Below are 18,906 nucleotides of genomic sequence, written 5' to 3' on the forward strand. Positions count from 1 at the left end.
GTGATCTTCAGACCATGAAAATTATACAATTTATGGCCTCGAGCAAATGGGGAGGGGCTGAAAAAGTTTTTGTCGATTTATCTAACGAATTGTCAAAAAGACATGAAGTTTTGGCTGTGGTACTAAGGGAGACCGAATACATAGAACAATTTACTGAACAGGTTGAAATCATTGAACTGCAAAGCCATCCCACTACCCATAATCCTCTTCTCCTGCTGGAGCTGTACAGAATAATCAAACAGAAGCGACCGGATATCGTTCATACGCATGCTTTCAAAGCCTCTTACCTGATTCATGGAGTGAACCGTTTTACCAAGGTCAAGCATCTGGGGACCAAGCATAACGCCAGAAAAGGAAGGATATTTAATCGTCTTCGGTATGTTTCAGCAGTTTCTGAAGAAGCCCGGAATTCAGTCAAACAAAAAGCTGATGCCGTGGTAAGGGTGATTCACAACGGTATAGTGCCGCGAACGGCAATCGGTGTAGCGAAAAATGAAGTTTTCGATATAGCTGCTATTGGCAGGCTTGATGCCATAAAGGGATTCGATATCCTGATCGACCAGGTATGGAATCTTCCCTTTCCTTTCAGATTAAGGATTGTCGGGGAAGGGAAGGAGTATAATAATCTGCAAAGGAAGATTGCCGGTTTAAACCTTGAAGACCGCGTAATTTTGTCGGGTTTCAGCACTGACATACCCGAAATTATGAAAGGCGCTGATCTGATGGTCATTTCTTCCCATAGCGAGGGATTCCCTCAGGTTATGGTCGAAGCTCTTTTTTATGGGAATGTGCTTATTTCAACGCCGGTGGGAGGCGTTAAAGAGGTTTTGCCGGCCCTGCTGCTGGAGGAGCAGAATAATCTGGGAAGAAAAATAGAAGATGTGTATGGACGCTATAGCCATTACGCATCCTGCTTCAAAGAGCTCCAGGAGAGAAGGGCGGAAGATTTTCATCTCTTGAGGATTACCGAACAGTATGAAAACTATTATGCAGAAATACTGGGGTGATTATCTCCCTTGCGAGAGTGTGTTCCCGCCAAAGGGTGCCAAGGATAAAATTCAGCTCAAAGATCGAAGAGGTAGATGATTTCCCGGATAGGAGGAGAAATAAAGGCCGGAGAGAAAAGCCCAGAAATGCCCCTGGTGTGAATCGAAGAGAAAAGAGTTCATCAAACATCCCACTGCCATAGCTACTACAACTCCCTGAACGAACCGCTTATCGGGTTTTTCCAGTTTAAATGAGTACTTGATTTGAGCAAGAAAGATCAGGAGAAATGTTGCCAGCCCTATTATCCCGAGTTGAACACCGATGAACAGATACTCATTGTGTGGATTATCGGTCCCTTGGATTGCTGTATCGGCAATGAGCTCATCATGTACTTCTTCAAAAGATCCCGTCCCATGCCCCAATAAAGGTTTTTGCTTTATCAGAATTATGCTGTTGACCCACCAATCGAAACGCATCCCAAGGGAAGTTCGTGTCTCTCCATAGTGGTAATTTTGAATTTCCTTCAGGGCTATGTTGCTCCTTGAGGAAAAGTTGTCTGAGGTTGTATAGATTATTGATAGGAGCAAGGTAAGTAAAAACAAGCCGACAAACTGCTGCAGCACAGAAAGGCGCTGGATCAGGAAGAGCACCATCAGGGCGAGAAAGACCAGCATGCCGGTTCTTCCAGGTGCTATATAAAAGAGGTTAAAGACAGCTAGAAAATAAATGACGATCCAGAGATATCTATATTGATATGAGTCGATTGCTTTGTGAATGGCCCAGAAGGCAAGGATCGCCATGAAGTAGCTGTGGGTAATATGGTACACAATGGAGTGGCCGTACCGGGCTGAAGGAAGAATCGAAAAATACATGCTGTAGGAGATCAGCAGGAGAATAATACACCCGAAAATAAAGCCATACTCACAGTTTTTTCTGGCAATTGGATGGTCTCTGAGTAATGAGATTAAAATTGGAACGAAAATGAGTTCCCTGTATTTTTTGAAGACGGCAAGAGCTTCAGAGATGTCTGCTGCAGTATAGAATAAGCCTATGACGAAAAAGCCAAAGAGAAGTATTGTCAGAAAAGCAATAGGATTGGATCTGGTAATTGATGGTATTTCTTTAATTTTTCCGGAAATAATCCAGAAAATCAGAGTTAGGATGGAAAAAAGTGACAAAAGGGATGAGGCGAAAGGGATAACAAGACAAGAGGCAGTAGCACAAAATAGCGCTGCTGTTTCAAAGAAATTCTTTTTTTTGCCGATTACCATAACCGCTTTCCAATTGCCTTTTTCAATCGAACACCTCATAAGTAAGCACCTTTGGCTGTAGGCGCCGATTCACAAGGCTAAATAAATTTTCGTTGTTTCTTTTGCGGCAGTTTTTCAGGAGTGAAGCACTCAAGATGAAATATACATTCTCTGTACTCTGAATAGAGTGATGAATCAATTTTAACCCGCTATTGATATTGCATATTATGCAGGAGTTCGTATTCTCCATGCAGGTCAATAAGATCATCATGGGTGCCTTCTTCGACAACCCTTCCATCTTTTACGACAATTATTCTATCCGCATTTTTAATAGTTGAAAGCCTGTGCGCAATTACCAGGGTCGTTTTATTTTTCATCAGATTCTCCAGGGCCTTCTGAACTTCCCGTTCGGACTCGGTATCCAGTGACGATGTGGCTTCATCGAGAATCAGAATAGGAGAGTTTTTAAGAATAGCCCTCGCTATGGACACCCTCTGGCGCTCTCCCCCGGATAGACGGCTACCGCCTTCACCGATGATGGTATCAAAGCCTTCCGGCAACCGTTCGATAAATTGTATGGCATGAGCAGCCTTTGCGGCATCGGTGATTTGTTCGTCCGTGGCTTCCAGGTCGCCATAGGCTATATTGTTTTTTACAGAATCATTAAATAGAATTGTTTGCTGGGTAACCATAGCTATCTGCGATCTGAGCGAAGCGAGGGTACAGTCTTTAATGTTTACGGAGTCGATACATATCTCTCCATCGCTGACCTCCAGAAACCTGGGGATGAGATTTGTCAAAGTAGTCTTGCCGCCGCCGCTGGGACCAACTATGGCAAGGGCTTCGCCTGAACGTACCTCCAGGTTGATATCGTGCAGCACTTTTTCCTCGCCATTATAGGAAAACGAGAGATTTTTAAATTCAATAGAAGATGTGAAGGGCGGAAGTGAAATGGCATCCGGTTTGTCTGCTATTTCAGGCTTCGTATCGAGCACAGAAAAAACACGCGTAGCGGCTGCCATTCCCTGCTGGATGGTGGAATTGATCCGACTGATGCCCTTGATTGGGTCATAAGCGGCAACGAGTGCCGTGAGAAAGGCGAAGAATGTACCGGGCGTCGCGGTTCCGGAAATGACATCCTTCCCTCCATACCAGATTATAAGAGCGAAGGCGACACCCCCGATAAACTCCATTAAAGGATGCTGAATACTCCGGAATTTCGCATCCTTGATGGTGACGGCAAAGAGCTTGCCGATTTGTTGAGTAAATCTGTCTGACTCGTACTGTTCTTTGCAAAAGGCTTTGACGATTCTGTTCCCTGTAATTGTCTCATAGAGCATGTTGGAGACATGAGCGGTTTCTTCCTGTGTACGTGTACTTAATTTCCTGAAGAGTCTGCCGAACTTTATTATTGGATACCCGGCGATCGGCAAAATCACGAAAGAAAACATGGCCAGTTTCCAGTTCATATAAAAAACAACGCCAAGAAGAATCACCACCTGAAAAAAGTCACGGAGAATGTTGACCAAGGCATTGGAAACCGCTTGCTGCATAAGGGTGACATCGGAGATTATTCTTGAAATCAGAGTGCCGGTTGGGATTGTATTGAAAAAGGATAACGGCTGCGAATGGATATGGGTAAAAATTCTGGTTCTCAGATTTCGGATAACGGTTTGTCCCACAATTTCGAGTAAAAATGAATAAGTGTAGTAGGATATAGATTTCAAGCCAAAAACTAGAATAAGTATCAACGGAAGCAGGTTGAGGAAGGCGACGTTTTTCTCCATAAAAATCTTATCGAGAAGATCTTTCACCAGATATGCCTGAACACCTGTCATCGCTGCTACAGTGATCATGGCTATCATGGCCAGCCCGAGCTTAATCTTGAATGGGCTGATTACTTCATAAATTCTTTTTAAGATGTCTTTGTTAGTCATTAAATGTTTACTAATGATGTATTGCAGATTTTGTTCTGGTTATTAAAAAGAGAGAAAATTACTACAAAAGATAAATTGGGGTATACTTCTACACCACTTCACCTGAATTAAAAAGGGGTAAAAAAGGCTAAAAGCCTCTCTGTCCTCTCGAGAAAGCTTTGTGGCAGCATTATGCTGTATTTAATAGCCATTGATTCGATGTAATTTGCTGGTGGCAAATATTTTACAAAAGAAACATGGATCGTTTGCTTGAGAAATGGTGCGAAAGAAATTTTTCTCATCAACTAAAATTTTTTATGTGGGGGTGGGGCGGGCAGACATTCAATTTCTTTTTTTTTTAAAGCTATAGCTTTTTCTCAGTAGGGGGTTGGCCTGCGCCCACCAAATCATATGGCTCATCGAATGCATCCAATAAAATTATAATGGAATGGCAGTAATTTTCCTCGATATAATGTGGAACTATTGCATCACACCATGTGACAAGCACCATTATGAGTGGAGTGTTCAGGTATAATGTGATAAAATCAAAAAACAATGGTAAATGAACAGTTATTATATGCTGAAAGTTTGGCTGAGATAACTCAATCATTATTCGGGAAAATCCTCATCGGGCTTTAGTCGTTTTGCTCCAGGATTCACACAAATGGAGTCTCAGACGTATTGGCCAGTTATCTATTATTCTTCTGAAGAAGATGAACAACTTTCTGGTAAAATAACCATGTCATTAACTCCTACTATCCTCCCTGGGTACCCCGGGAAACCGAATATAGGAGCCTTGCTATGTCGGATACGAAGAGGTTGTATTGATATAACTTCACCGAGGAACTCAAGAGGGAATTTGAGCGATATCCCCCTCGGAATGCAAGATATTTTAATATTTGATTACTCCGAATATGACGGTATCCCAGTGGTTTAGGGCAAATGCCGAAGAGAAAAATATTGATTTAGAATCAAAATCAGTTTATAACTCAGTTGCTTTTAATTAAAAATAATTATCAATCTTCTTATAAGAGTTGGGTTACTTTCATGAAAATTTCCTACGCGGTGCTGGTTTTTGTCTGTGCCTTTTTATTAACCGTCGTTGAGCAGGGTCAAGCGGAAGAATTGGACGACGAAAACCTCAAGCTACAAATTTCATTTGATGTAAAAAACGAATCATTAAGGAATGTTCTCCAAAGCATTTCGGCTGAAACCGGGTATAGAATAGAAGTAAATAAGGAGCTACTTGATATCAAGGTTAGTGGCAGCTTTAAAGATACCACCTTAACCGCCATTATTAGTAGAATTCTTAAAGGGAACAATGTATTTATCGTAGAGGACAACTCTAAAAAACTTCTCTCAGTCAGGTCGATTGCATCTGCACCAAATCAAAGCATGGAAATCTTCAACGTGGACCAAGATGAAGGCTCTCCTGGTGACCTCATAATAGAAGTTAAACTCGCTCAAGCGTCTCTCGACAAAAATATATTGAATAACCAAGATACCATAGAAGCCTCTCCCGGGGTTTCTTATAGAAGCTTTATTAATTCGCGGGACGAGCTTGATCAATATATGGTTGACAATGCCACTCAGATTATGGCAACATCTTCTGGTTCATACGCTGAGTTAAAAGAAACACAAGATCAACTAGACCAGCATATCAACAATGGTAACGTAGAAGCTTCTGAAAATTTTACCCATCGTGAGTTGTTGGTAGAACAAGCAGAGCTTGATACTAAAATTTCGTCTGACAATAAAGTTGAGGCGTCTCCTGGAATGTCTTACCAGGAATTGAAAAAAATACAGGCGCAGCTTGATAAGCAGCTTGCCAAGAGGAAAAAATGATTTATAGAAGTATTGGTGTAGCAGGATAATTAATAGGTTTATTTTATTGCCTGGAAAAGGGGGTAAGCCCCTAATTTAAACATAAATCAGAGGAGAAATTATGAATAGAAAATTATTTATGAGTGCTATTATGTGTTCTTTCCTGTTTGCAGCTGCGAGTATAGCAAGCGCAACAGATTTCGTATCAGGAAACGTTAACAGGACAAGATCTGTAAATGGTACTGCGAGTGTTATGCTGCAATATGTTTCGGGATCCGGCTGCACATGGGGAAATAATGGCAGACCTGTCAATGTTTGGTTTACAGTGCCCTCAGCTATGAATGACCAAGCGCTTGCAATTTCGCTTACGGCTATCTCACTGCAAAAAACTGTTCGTGCAGGTATAGAAACATGTCCGACACCGGGCAGTGAAACAGGCACACTTTCGTCGCTTGGGTTGGATAATTAATTAATAACCAAATACTTTCATGCATGCGATTCCCTAAATTATGATCTGCTTGCTTTGAGAGGTCTGAAAACGGAAGCAGCGTTGGTAAACAAAAATACCAACGCTACTTCTTTTTTCGTGAATGGTATTTGATAATTTTTTTCGTAAGAAGTTGACACGAAGCTCTATAGAACGATCTGTCGGAACCTCCAGCAATGGAGCTTCCTGCACCATTTAAAACATAAAACATATTATTAACTGCGCCAGACAATCCTATATTTCCAGAGACTGCTTAGAGCCCAGCAAGCAAAGTAATATAAGCTCTTGCTTAGAGATAATTTTTCGATATGTCGCAGTACCATCCAGTGAGGCTTTATGACGCTGAATTTGTTAGCAGTAACAGCATCCCTTCTGATTCGATAGGAAGCCAGTATCTCTTGATTTCCATAGGCAAAATCGACATGATTTTTGAGGATGGTTAGCCAGAATACATAGTCATCACGCAAACTACCCATCTCTTCGTTGAAGTAATATTTCCCCAATGTGCCGATATTCATGATTGCTGTAGATGGGCAGATAGGTAGTGTTTTTAGTATTTTTGTGTAATTAACCGTTGCTGGGACGATAAATGGGGGTAAGACGTCAACATTTTCGTCTTCAGCAATTCTTCGATAGGAACAAAAGACAATTTTAGCACTTTTCTCTTGCATAAAAGAAAGTTGTTTTTCCAGAAATGGTTTATTCCATAAATCATCGGCATCAAGAAAAGCTATAAATTCGCCTTCCGCACATTCGATGCCTACATTCCTAGCCCCGGAAGCACCTTTATTGGCTGATAAGACTATCAGTTTAATGCGAGTATCCGTAGCCAGGTACCTTTCAACTATAGATCTTCCCAGGCCGTTATCGCTGCTACAATCATCGACTATGATCATTTCCCAATCTTCATAGGTCTGAGCCTGGACTGATTCTATCGTTCGAGCTACCAGCTTACCCCCATTGAACATTGGAGTTATTATAGAAACACGATTTTTCTGCATATTATTCTAAGAATTGTAAATGCCTGGTGAAATCACCTTTAATTCCATCAGCGACACATTTTAAATAATGAATGTAATCTTTAATAGCGAACTTCTTCTCTATAAGAAAGAGCCACGTATATAAAATGAATTTCAGGAAAATTATGTATTTCCCCCGGTAATTCCAATAATTATAGGTGCTATTTCTTATAAGACATGTGAACCTGAGTTTCGATTCTGTGTAATTAACCGGTATGGCACCAAAGAAGACCCGATAAACAGTTGCCTTATCGTCAGGGTGATAAAAAATCGCATCGAGGTTTGTTATGGGTTCAATACCTTTTTTAATGCAACGATACTGATATTCAAAATCATCTCCCCAGATAAACATTTCTTTTTTAGGAAATCCGACTTTTTCTATAGCTTGTCGACTCAGAAGCAGTCCATTAAAAGGAACGGTATATCGCATCTTGCCGGCATTGAATGAATTACGTAGTTTAAGATAAGACCTGGTGAATCGTTTATTCTTTTTTCGTATGAACCAGGTCAATCTATCACCATCTTTCTCGCAAAGGCTCACGGGCATAATGTATTCATAGGTATCTTTCAGGACTAATAGCTTTTCCAGACATGTTCTTGAGGGATAGCCATCATCATCCATGATCCAGACATAATCTGCATTAGCATGAGCAAGTCTCATACCTTCATGGAACCCTCCAGCCCCACCTGAATTTTGGGCTAGACGTTTATAGTGAATGGAGGTTTTTCCTATCACCAATGACGATAGATTTTGATCATTTGTAATCAATCCTTTATTCACTAAAAAATCTTCCGTCCCATCAGTTGAGGCATTATCGATCAGATAGAGATTCTCAATATTCTGAGATTGTTGCAGTACTGCTTCTAAACATCTAAGCAAAAGTTCTTTTCTGTTATATGTTACAATCACTGCGTTAATTATCATGATAAATTGCTTGTATCTGCATATTTGCTAAGATTGGTTCGTCATGAACTTTAGCACTGCATCCATTGCTTCTCTGATAGAAACATCCATATCCAGATAACGGTAGGTGCCCAGGCGTCCGATAAAAGTTACGTTCTCCAAATCCTTGGCATAAAGTAAGTATTTACTTAATACTGGATTTTCCTCTATCAGGCGAATTGGATAATAGGGAATGTCGTCTATTTCGCATATGCGGCTGTATTCCCTGTAGCATATGCTCGAATGCTGATGTTCTTCCCATGGCGAAAAATGCTTGTGCTCGGTAATGCGAGTAAATGGCACCTCGACATCGCCATAGTTCATAACAGCGCAGCCCTGATAATCACCAGCGTAGTAAAACTTTTCGAAATCCAATGTCCTATAGTCAAGTCGGCCCAATGAATAGTCAAAAAAACCATCAATTGGACCTGAATAAAAGACATGATTAAAATCTCTCACCTGTCGGCTATCAAAAGTTCTACTTAAATGAACTGTGATATTTGGATGATTCAGGATATTACCTATTAATTGGGTATATCCATTCTTAGGGATTCCCTGGTATTTACTGGTAAAATAATTGTCATTATAATCAAAACGGACAGGTAAACGCTGCAAGATGCTGGCTGGAAGGTGGCAGGGGGCACAACCCCACTGCTTGGTCGTATACCCTTTGAAGAACGCTTCATATAAATCCTTTCCTATAAAACATAGCGCCTGCTCTTCGAATGTTTGTGGACATTCGAATGATGTGTCAGCTAAATTCTCAAGAAAAGTAACGGCTTCATCAGGACGAAAAGCTTTGTTGAAAAATTGATTGATAGTATGCAAGTTGACAGGCAGGGAATAAACATTGCCCCGCGCCGTAATTTTCACTCGATTGACATAAGGTATAAATTTGCTGAACTTGTTGACAAAACTCCATACCTCTTCATCATCGGTATGAAATATATGCGGTCCATAGACATGGATCATAATTCCAGTGTCTGTATCCCTTTTGGTGTAACTATTGCCACCGATATGAGGCCGGGAGTCAAATACAACAACTTGAAAACCTTGGCATGCCAAGAGATGACTGATCACCGCTCCCGAAAATCCAGCGCCAACTACTGCTATTGATCCTTTCATTGATGCTCTTTCATGAAAAATGAGGCTGCGCGCCTAAGAGTTGATTTTAAATATGAGGTTTTTCTACCTATAGAGCAGCTTACTAATAATTCGTTTTGCAGCATAAAATATTGTTACTAAAAAAAAGGATAACTCAGGTGTTTTGATATCCAAAAAATTATACTTAAAATATTTTAGCTTACCTTCTATTTTCGAAAAGGTTAAGCCTCTAATTAATCTTAAATCGACGAATTGCGCGTGAATTGAATCTGGAAGGTACCTTGCCTTGGCCAGATAGGTTTTAGCTCTGCTTCGCAACCCTTTTTTTAATAGCCGATGGTCTACTGTACAATTATACTGTCCACGGAGCAGTTTGTCTGCAATGTTCAAAAAAGGGGAAGCATCACTTATACAGTCACTCCGATGCAAAGAGATCTTCATAAAGCTGGCAGCTTCGTTAAGAGTAGAGTTGATAGAAAAACGTGAGAGAATAAGCTGTTTAACAGAAGCATCTTTGAGTTCCTGCTTTTCTAAACCCGCGCCATGACTGATTCCGTTGGGTGTATAGCTGTAGACCATATCTATTTTGCCGGTATTTTTTACTCGTAAGCCGCATTCGAAGATCACCTTGTACCAGAGATGATAATCTGCACAGGGAGCAAATTCCGCGTCCCATCTCAGATTATGCAGTTTCATACAGAGAAGTCTTATTGTCGCTGTCGATGTGGGGATTGCATTTCTAAAGATGGTCTCTACCTTTACTTCATCATGTTCTTCAGGTGCGGCCCAGATTGAATTATTTTTCCTCATTTTCATGCTGCTTCCACACACAGCAATTGTAGGATCACTTTCTAATATCTGTACTTGTCTAGCTAACCTTTGGGGGTAAGCTATATCATCGGCATCCATGATTGACATGTATGAAAAACCATTACCCAGGCAATAATCGAGCATGTCATTGCGAGTAGGAACTGTGCCCTGATTGCTTTCATTCTGGAAGAAAATGATTCTCCTGTCGTCAAAGCTTTTTACTATCTCGACTGTGTTATCTTGTGAACCATCGTCTGTAATAATAAAAGTAAACTCCGAATACGTTTGGTTTAAAATGGAGGATATTGCGTTTGCTATAAAATCTCCGGAATTATAAGCTGGCATACATACCGCTAGCATATTTTTTTGCATCAGCTATTACTCCGAAATTTCCTGTAATCTTTTCAAGTTGGCCAACGGTATTAGTTCATCATTTGATGGCGCAACAGCCTCGTCTGGATGTGTTCAAAGGTTCGCCGGCAATTATTGTGATCTCTGTTCTGGAAAAGTTTGTCGATCTTTTGAAAATCCTCTCTGGTGTATTCTGAAGTAGTATCTAGAGTTTTTACCAGGTGTTCTACCAATTGCACCTCATCTTCGAAGATTTTTATGGGTAAATCTTTTTCAAAATCAATCAGTGCCGGACCATTGGGAGGAGTGTTCCACTCATTAAGGTCAAACATGATGGAATATACCGGCTTTAGCTGATAAAAAAAATCATACATGACACTTGAATAATCAGTAATAAGCGCATCACAATCAATAATATGCTGTTGCAGCAGTTCACTTGTCGGGGAGATTAATTCAATTTTCCGTGAGCCATTTCCAAAATCAGAAATATAATTCATCATATTGAAATGCGGTTGGAAAATGAGTTTAATATTTTTTTCTTCCAATATGTTTATCAGCAGGGATGATTGGAGAAGGCCGTGCCATACCTTATAATACAGACTATCCCGGATATTTTCTTTTTTTGCCAACCACTTCCGCCAGGTAGGAGCTACCAATATCTTTCTAATCAATTTTCCGGCAGGCTTTAAAGGAAGTTTGTCAAAGCGTGCCAGTCCGGTAACAGCTATATTTTTTTCTTCAAAACCATAGATTCGTGCAAAGGAGTTTTTTTCCATTTCATTGCTTGTCACAACCATATTGAAATAGGGATGGCGCTTCTTATAATAAGTCATAGTCTTATTACCCGAAACACCATGTTGAAGAAAAACATTACACGTTTTTCTCCATAAAAATGGAAAAATGATATAAGGGTAGGCCAATACCTTAAAGCAGTCGGTAGATAAAATTACCTTAGCCTTATGAAGTAGCCTCATGTGTTTCCATGAGAAAAGGTAAACAACGTTACCATAAGTGATAACATTTTCTACTTGCAGAGAATCTCTTCTAATAATGTAGTAGATAGGCAGGTCCGGGTATTGCTTTCGCAGATAAATAAAAAAGTGAAGACTATTATCCTCTGCGCTTTGAGCCCACCTTTCATCGATTAGCCATACATCGTGATTGTCTTTTGCTTTAAAAAATCTGGTTACATCGAGGAAGAGGATTAGATACTTACTAAGGCAGAGTACTCCTGGATAGCCTTGGTCAATCAGATTCCGTACAGTAATTTTCCCTCTGACCTTCCACCGTTTTAATTTATGATAAAGTTCTCGAAGTGGTACCGTCAGGTCTTCATAATATGCAAAGTTGTCCCTTAACCTTCTATCAATTCGCAAAAGAGCATGTTGGGATGGTTCTTTTTTGAAGGACTGTAGCGGATCTGCTATTTTTTCAATGGTTGTCTTTTTTGTCAAAAGATCAAGAAACGTGGTGTTGTTGTTTTTGACCAATGAAGACAAGGCCTGTAATTCATTTTCCATTAGAAGAATAATCTTCAATTTATCGATGTCTTTCAGGTCCGTACCTCTTAAGAGACTGTCATAATCGACATTCGCAGCAAGTAAACGAATGCACTCGATTATTTCTTTTCTTTCGTTAATATCGGCACCGATTATCACCTTCTTCAGCCTGTTACCGACTAATTTCCTCAGTTCGCTTCTCAATAGGTGCTGATAGATATTCTCCTTCCCTGCAAGAGAATAGAGTTCTGCTAATGAAAGTGTTGTCCTGACTCTATCTTTAAAAAAACTCGCTTTGATACGTCCCGTGCTGGCATTTTCTCTGGCTCTATAATTGTAAACCACCTCAGGCAGTATAGATATATTTTCAAATTTTAAAAAAGCTCTTGCACAGAAATCAAGATCCTCACCAGCAGTTTGTTCAGGAAAGATCAGCTCGTTTCTTAAAATGCTGGTCTTCTTAAAGAGTTTGTTGCAGACGCTTATATCGGAGAGAAGCGCGGGAAATTCGCTGATATCGGTATCTGTAATGAGTTTGTTAAATTGATTTTGGTGAACCGGAACTCCAATCCACTTCCTCACTTTGCTAAATGATTGTTGAATACCGATAACCATCTCCGAAGAGTGTTTTTGGGCTATCTCATACATCTTCCGATACGCATCGGAAGGGACTGTATCATCAGAATCCAAAAAAGTAATGTATTCTCCTGAAGATTGTAATAGTGCAAGATTCCTGGCTGCACCCTGTCTTTTCCTATTCTGCCTGAATATCGAAATATTTGCATGTTGATCCCGGAAAGACAGGAGAATTTCCCAACTCCCGTCGGTGGAGCCGTCGTCTACGACTAAAATTTCAATACCATCCAGGGATTGTCTGAGAACCGAATTCAAACATTCGGGTAAATATTCTCTTGTGTTATAGACAGGTATGATAACGCTTAATTTAGGTGGTTTCGATATCAGCATCTTTGCATAAACATTGATTCTAGTGATATTTGATTAAACTCAGGTTTCAGGATTGCTGATATTCAATTTTATTTGTTGCCAGCCACGCTTTAGGATTTCTACAAAAATCAGCGTAAGAGGATAATACCGCTTCCGTTTGTCCATCTTGAAGAACTTGTCCCTTGTGGAGCCAAATTACCCTTGAACACATCTTTTTTATCTGCTCTGGGCTATGGGAGATAAGAATTATCGTTTTGGTCCTCTCCCGCATGACTTTCATTCGTTCATTGGCTTTCTCCTTGAAAGCGGCATCACCTGTGGACATTACTTCATCAAGAATCAGGATGTCGGGACTTACAGCCGTGGCTACAGCAAACCCCAAACGACTCCGCATTCCGGCAGAATAGGTTCGGACCGGCTGGTCCATGAAGTCTTCCAACTCTGCGAAAGATTCAATATCCGGCAAATTATGTAGAATTTCCTTTTTAGATAAGCCAAGCAACGCACCATTGATAAATACATTATCACGGCCTGTAAGTTCATTCTGGAATCCCAGACCTATCGACAGGAGTTGAATCCGTCCGTAAGTCGTCACTGTGCCATTATCAGGTGAGAGGGCTCCCGAAATCACCATTGAAATGGTACTCTTTCCGGAACCATTACGACCAATAATCCCGATGGTTTCTCCTTCATTAACTGTAAAAGAAATATCATGAAGAGCTTTAAACTCTGTCGGGACATTTTTTTTAAAAGAAAAAAAAGGGATATTGCTCCTTCGGTAAGAAAGGCTGACTTTTCTTAAAACAATAGATGGCGGACTTGGAGCAGCTTCGGCGATGTTCTTCTGATTATCTGAAGTAGATTCATCATCTTGAATAGGTGGAGATTTATCAGCGAGCGGAGTTACAATATCTGAGACAATGTTTTCGCATGTATTCGTTTTTGATTGATCTGTTACTGATGTCGTCTTGTTTGCCTTGGTAACTGGTATATAAGGATCAAATTCGACTCGCTTGCCGTTTAAAAAGAAGAGTAACTCATCTGACTGATATTCTTTAAGCTTCTGCGGAAGTGGAGATAGAAAGAAAACTCTGGGCTGTTGGAATTGTTCCAGGTTAGGAAAGAAAATTTTCTCATTGTTCTGTTTGCCGGTTTTAGAGTCAAGAGAGATAATATGTGAAGGAAAATGCTCAGCGTCTTTGTTCCATACGCCTGAGAAAACAGTATTATCAATGACTGTTAATCCTCTGACAAACTGCTTTTCCTGGGAAGGGCCTGTTTCATAATGTTCAAGAAAAGATTTCCATATGCAATTTTCAGAGAATACTCCGGAACTATTGACCGTATACGATGTGATCGTGTTATCATTGCAATCTTGAATAATTAAATTTCCATCAGCAAAACCGCAGCTATGAGGAGCGCGAATATCAGTTAACAAAGACCTGCCGGTGTCGAAATTAATCACGGCGCCTTTAGTAGAGTTGTTCAAAGATGATACTGTAATAAAGATCTTTCCATTACCATCTTCTGTGAGATGACGAATATGCCCATACCTGAATTTCTTATCGGCCTTTTTGGGCAAAGGAAATAGCGCAGGAGCTAAGTCATGAAGAAAATGACGTTTTATAAAATCTCCATGCAGAGAAAGCTCATCAATGGAATTAAACAAATTATTTGCAGCAAAAATTCTATTTCTAGTGGAAGAGGCAAGGATTCCTAACAAATTACCACCTAAAAGCCACTCTTTAAGCAAAATTTCTTTGCTCAAATTGAAAAGAGGTGAATCCTTTTTAAATTGAACGGTATAGATGCGAATAGAGGTTGGAGTCGTGATATAAATTTTGTCATCCAAAAGGGATATTCCGCGCAGGTGACGTGGATTAGTCAATTCGGAAAAATTATCCACCTGAAGATAAATGAGACCTGAAATTGAATCTACAAGAGCAAGCCCACCCATGTCGCTTAAGGGAGAGTGTAGTGTTGCCAGGAATACTGTCATGAGATTAGCAAAATAAAAATTGACGTTTCGGGCATATTATGAGGAAAATCTTGTTTAGTGGTGGTCATGGAATATAGCTATTTTTATAGCATCTTTATAATTTTTGAAGAATTGAGACGCAACCAAATCAATCCGAATTGTACAACAAACAATACAAATACAACGAGAATTAAAAAGCCACGCCAATCATACATCTGACCAAACAACAAAACCTCACGCGCTGCAGGAAGTATCCAAACCATCGGATTGAGTTGCAGTATTATTTTTATATAATCCGGGATAGATTGAGATTCCAGTAATCTTGAAGCAGGATAAAGAATAGGGCTAAGGAAGAAGCCCGCTCTTAAAATATAAGATATAAATTTTCCTGTATCTGCAAAAAAAACATTAATAACAGAGACAAATAATCCGAGACCATAGCTGAGCAATCCAATCACACAGAGGAGCGGAAGGATTGCCAGAGTGGCAACGTTTGTCACGGAAAAATTGAAGGAAATAATTATAACCATGCCTATCATTGCAAAGAAAAAATGCGTAAAAATGGGAATAGCTACAAGAATTGGTAAAGGGAAAGCTATTTGCCGAATGATTCGTTTATTACTTGGAATAACATTGATAGTTCCGCTGAGAGCTCTTGTAAAAAACTGCCAGCAGACAATCCCACTTAAGACGAACAAATGATAATTTTCTCCTCCTCTGCCGAAAACTCCTTTTATAAGAAAATAGTAGATACTCATCATAATAATGGGATCCAGGATCCACCAGAGCCAGCCTAATTTTGTGGTAAGAACAGTGGTGCGAATATTCACCCCTACTAAAACTTTAAATGCCTGGAAGTGATGTGTAAGTTTACGGGCAAGCTCTATCATGGATTAACTGCTTTTCTTTTCATATTTCTCTTGCTTAAGCTTCAAGAAGCTCTAAAAAAATATCTCTATACTGCGATTGTAATTTATTTTTGTCGAAATGATTCTCAGCATAACTCCTTGCGTTTTCAGCAAGTGTATTAGCTAAGGAAATGTCATCATGCAAGAATATAATCTGTTTGGCAAGATGTACGGCGTCAAGTTCTGTCAGCAGTGCTTCGACTCCATCAGTGAACGTATTTTTAAAAATATGTTTTGATAAGATGCAGGGTTTCCCCATAGCCATAGCTTCCAAAACAACCTGAGGCATACCTTCAGTCCTGGAACTCAAAATAACAGCATCAGCACTTTCATAAAGCTCAGGAAGTTTTGCAGTCTCTATAAAACCTAAATAATTCCTGTTTCCTTCTTTTTTTACTGTAAAATTACCGGCAAAAAGGAATTGTAATTTGGGGTGCGTCTTCTCAATTATCTTTGCTGCATTTTCAATGATATCATATCCTTTTTCTTTAGAATTTCTGCCGACAAAGAGAAAAGATTGAACCGGTTTTTTCAATTTTGACAGTGAGGGGTTGAATACTTTTAAGTCTATACCTCTTAAGGCAATACGCACTATATCTTTGTTTGCGCATTGTCCTATTATTCTTTCGCGTTCCCATGGTGACATGGCTATAATCCGATCAGCCCTGCTAAAGCCTAGCATCTCTTTTCTTCTGTCTTCCCGGAACTGCGCACAATTCTTATGGTAATTTTTACCGAGATACTTTCCCAAAGCAATCCTGCTGGCTATTTCATCTCCGGCTACTCTGATTACAGAATGAATATTTAGCAATTTTGCAATATATGTGAGGCTATAGCCAAAAACTACACCGCCAAAAACATTTGTTAAAATATCTGCGGCAATGTTGTTGGCGCAATTTTTACCTCCTTGGATCCAGTAGCTATATGGATCAACGCCATCTCTGGGGGGGAGCTCATGAAATACTACATTATAATCATCTTGTAATGTCTTGATGCCTGGGCGTGCAAATTCAGGAACAGGACTGGTGAGCATATGGATGGAAAAATGATCCAACAAAGGCTCGAAAAGATCCGGAAAAATATACTTTACACGATTTTGCCAGACCCCTTCACGAAACCATCCTGGGCCTATATAGAGAATCACTGGTTTTGTGGAACGCAGTTTTGTGACTGGTTTAGCACATTCTTGAAATCCCACCAAATTTATATCGAAATTTGAAATACCTGCACCTGGAATAAGAATAGAAGCTTTTTTCAGGATGGCATTATTTTTTTTCCAGGTATGACTGTCATCCTCTCGCCGGGAGGCGATTACATTATTCTGATCAAAAGAATAAAAGGCCAGATCGTGTCGCGAAGCCTGAATAAGAAAAGCTGAGTCAGCCGATCCAAAAACATTATTGAGATAGCCCTGGCGACGAAGCACATCTGTTTTACCTGCTATAGTATTCCCTCCAAGCCATAGCTTGCCGGTATGAAGGGCTTCATTTGGCAATTTAGATAGTTGTGGCGTGGAAGTTTGGCGAAAATATACTTCTTTGTCTTGTTCAAAATAAAGATGCACTGGAGGCTTGCCAAAAATATCAGCATCAACTGAATTGAGATGAAGCATCATATCAGCAAGATAGTTTTCCGAATAGTAGTCGTCGTCATCCATGCGGAAACAATAGGAACCATTGGCGGCATGAGCGCCACTGTTGAGGCAGGCACCTGCATAGTTTTCCATTGGCTGCGTCAGCAGTTGAATGTTGGAATTTGATGTCCTTTCCACAGCTTCGTCAACAAGCTGGAACTTATCATTGATGCCGTTATATACGATGACCAAATCTTTAGCCGGATATGACTGTTTCAAAAATGTATCAAGGACATGTTGAATATTCTCCGGTCTTCTCGTGGGAGTGATAACTGTTACCTGCGGCAAATCAGCATGAACGGGACTTATGCGGATTGTATCGAGGATTTGCTTTAAGCGTTGCGCAAATGTATGATTTTGATGGGTATCCCTCCAAACCTGTTGCGCCACCTCTTCCCGATAATGTGTTTCTTCGAGCAGACGGGACAAATTTGTCCGAAAAGCAGTTTCGTTGCCTGCTTCCAGTACCATTCCCTTTCTAATGTCATGTTCTTCAAACTCGCCAAAGTGCACTACCGGAACTCGACATCCTAATGCTTCAATGGCCATCCAGCTTTGTGTTGTCGGAGTTGCCAATGACATTTCAAAGGATATTTGGCTCTTGCAGAATTTTAATATGTTAATTCTGTCAAATCCACCGACACATCCAAGTATCTGGTCTCTCGATCCAGGTAGATCAGATAATTTTTCCTCAAAGATCAAATTAAGGGAATCTATGATTTTGATATTGAAGTCATCGAGATTTTGAAAAGGAAGATGTTGACCATAATGAAGCAGATCCGCCCAACCGTCAAAAATCACATCAATCTCTAATAGAGAATGATCATAGTCCCGGATGGGGTTATGCCATATGGGTTGAATCGCAGGAGGGAGCGTCTCTGATGACCTCCCTTCATTTAACAGTAATTGAGTTTCCAGGGGATCAGCACAAAAAATGTATGCAAAGGAAGGCAAAATATTTTTGTAACTATCATGATAAACATGATCTTCAGTGAACCAATAAACACATGGAATATCGTTTTTTTGAGCGAGCAGTAATACATTCTGCAGCTCTTCCATTTGCTTGTTTTCTGTTGTCTGGGCCTGCTGCCAGTGGCCTGTGAAACTTCTTTGACAGGATTCGACAAGTATGAAGTCTAACGCTCCATTCTCAATTATAAGTGAATAGTTATGAGGGGTTAAGGGAAATAGATGTCCCTCGAACCGTAGTCCCTGAAACAACCGCTCCTCGACGATTACACCAATGCGCAAA

General features: G+C 40.1%; 13 protein-coding genes. 3 read left to right on the forward strand and 10 right to left on the reverse strand.

Features of this window, described 5'->3' with window-relative positions:
* Positions 1-14 precede the first annotated feature (14 nt).
* Entirely contained in the window at positions 15-1,007 is a 993-nt protein-coding gene (locus JWG88_RS00330; RefSeq protein WP_205231689.1) for a glycosyltransferase, read from the forward strand.
* A 51-nt stretch (positions 1,008-1,058) separates the two neighbouring features.
* On the opposite strand, the gene JWG88_RS00335 is transcribed toward JWG88_RS00330, so the two are convergent.
* A complete protein-coding gene (locus JWG88_RS00335; protein ID WP_205231690.1) occupies positions 1,059-2,297 on the reverse strand; it encodes an O-antigen ligase family protein in 1,239 nt (412 codons plus the stop codon).
* Positions 2,298-2,446: 149 nt separating this feature from the next.
* Complete coding sequence (gene msbA, locus JWG88_RS00340; protein WP_205231691.1) at positions 2,447-4,174, reverse strand: lipid A export permease/ATP-binding protein MsbA; 1,728 nt, start codon at positions 4,172-4,174, stop codon at positions 2,447-2,449.
* Positions 4,175-5,200: 1,026 nt separating this feature from the next.
* Between msbA and JWG88_RS00345 the strand changes: the two genes are divergently transcribed.
* Together JWG88_RS00345 and JWG88_RS00350 are read left to right on the forward strand one after the other, a co-directional pair.
* A complete protein-coding gene (locus JWG88_RS00345; protein ID WP_205231692.1) occupies positions 5,201-5,998 on the forward strand; it encodes a hypothetical protein in 798 nt (265 codons plus the stop codon).
* A 100-nt stretch (positions 5,999-6,098) separates the two neighbouring features.
* On the forward strand, positions 6,099-6,446 hold the full coding sequence (locus JWG88_RS00350) for a hypothetical protein (RefSeq protein WP_205231693.1): 348 nt from the start codon (positions 6,099-6,101) through the stop codon (positions 6,444-6,446).
* Between the two features lie 233 nt (positions 6,447-6,679).
* On the opposite strand, the gene JWG88_RS00355 is transcribed toward JWG88_RS00350, so the two are convergent.
* The 8 genes from JWG88_RS00355 to JWG88_RS00390 all read right to left on the reverse strand — a co-directional run bounded on the left by JWG88_RS00355 (position 6,680) and on the right by JWG88_RS00390 (position 18,713).
* Positions 6,680-7,465, reverse strand: a complete 786-nt coding sequence (locus JWG88_RS00355; protein ID WP_205231694.1) for a glycosyltransferase family 2 protein — start codon at positions 7,463-7,465, stop codon at positions 6,680-6,682.
* A 1-nt stretch (position 7,466) separates the two neighbouring features.
* Positions 7,467-8,408: a glycosyltransferase gene (locus JWG88_RS00360; protein WP_205231695.1), complete on the reverse strand. Its 942-nt coding sequence runs from the start codon at positions 8,406-8,408 to the stop codon at positions 7,467-7,469.
* A gap of 27 nt (positions 8,409-8,435) precedes the next feature.
* Positions 8,436-9,551 (reverse strand): UDP-galactopyranose mutase, encoded by a 1,116-nt coding sequence (glf, locus tag JWG88_RS00365; RefSeq protein WP_205231696.1) that lies wholly within the window; start codon positions 9,549-9,551, stop codon positions 8,436-8,438.
* Between the two features lie 63 nt (positions 9,552-9,614).
* Positions 9,615-10,712: a glycosyltransferase family 2 protein gene (locus JWG88_RS00370; RefSeq protein WP_205231697.1), complete on the reverse strand. Its 1,098-nt coding sequence runs from the start codon at positions 10,710-10,712 to the stop codon at positions 9,615-9,617.
* Positions 10,713-10,762: 50 nt separating this feature from the next.
* A complete protein-coding gene (locus tag JWG88_RS00375) occupies positions 10,763-13,156 on the reverse strand; it encodes a bifunctional glycosyltransferase/CDP-glycerol:glycerophosphate glycerophosphotransferase (protein WP_205231698.1) in 2,394 nt (797 codons plus the stop codon).
* Positions 13,157-13,202: 46 nt separating this feature from the next.
* Entirely contained in the window at positions 13,203-15,134 is a 1,932-nt protein-coding gene (locus tag JWG88_RS00380) for an ABC transporter ATP-binding protein (protein WP_205231699.1), read from the reverse strand.
* Positions 15,135-15,217: 83 nt separating this feature from the next.
* The gene (locus tag JWG88_RS00385) at positions 15,218-16,003 is read right to left on the reverse strand and encodes an ABC transporter permease (RefSeq protein WP_205231700.1); all 786 of its coding nucleotides are present in this window, start codon (positions 16,001-16,003) and stop codon (positions 15,218-15,220) included.
* 34 nt (positions 16,004-16,037) lie between these two features.
* On the reverse strand, positions 16,038-18,713 hold the full coding sequence (locus JWG88_RS00390; RefSeq protein WP_205231701.1) for a glycosyltransferase: 2,676 nt from the start codon (positions 18,711-18,713) through the stop codon (positions 16,038-16,040).
* Positions 18,714-18,906: the final 193 nt, after the last annotated feature.

Source organism: Desulfopila inferna, from assembly GCF_016919005.1.
Lineage (GTDB): Bacteria > Desulfobacterota > Desulfobulbia > Desulfobulbales > Desulfocapsaceae > Desulfopila_A > Desulfopila_A inferna.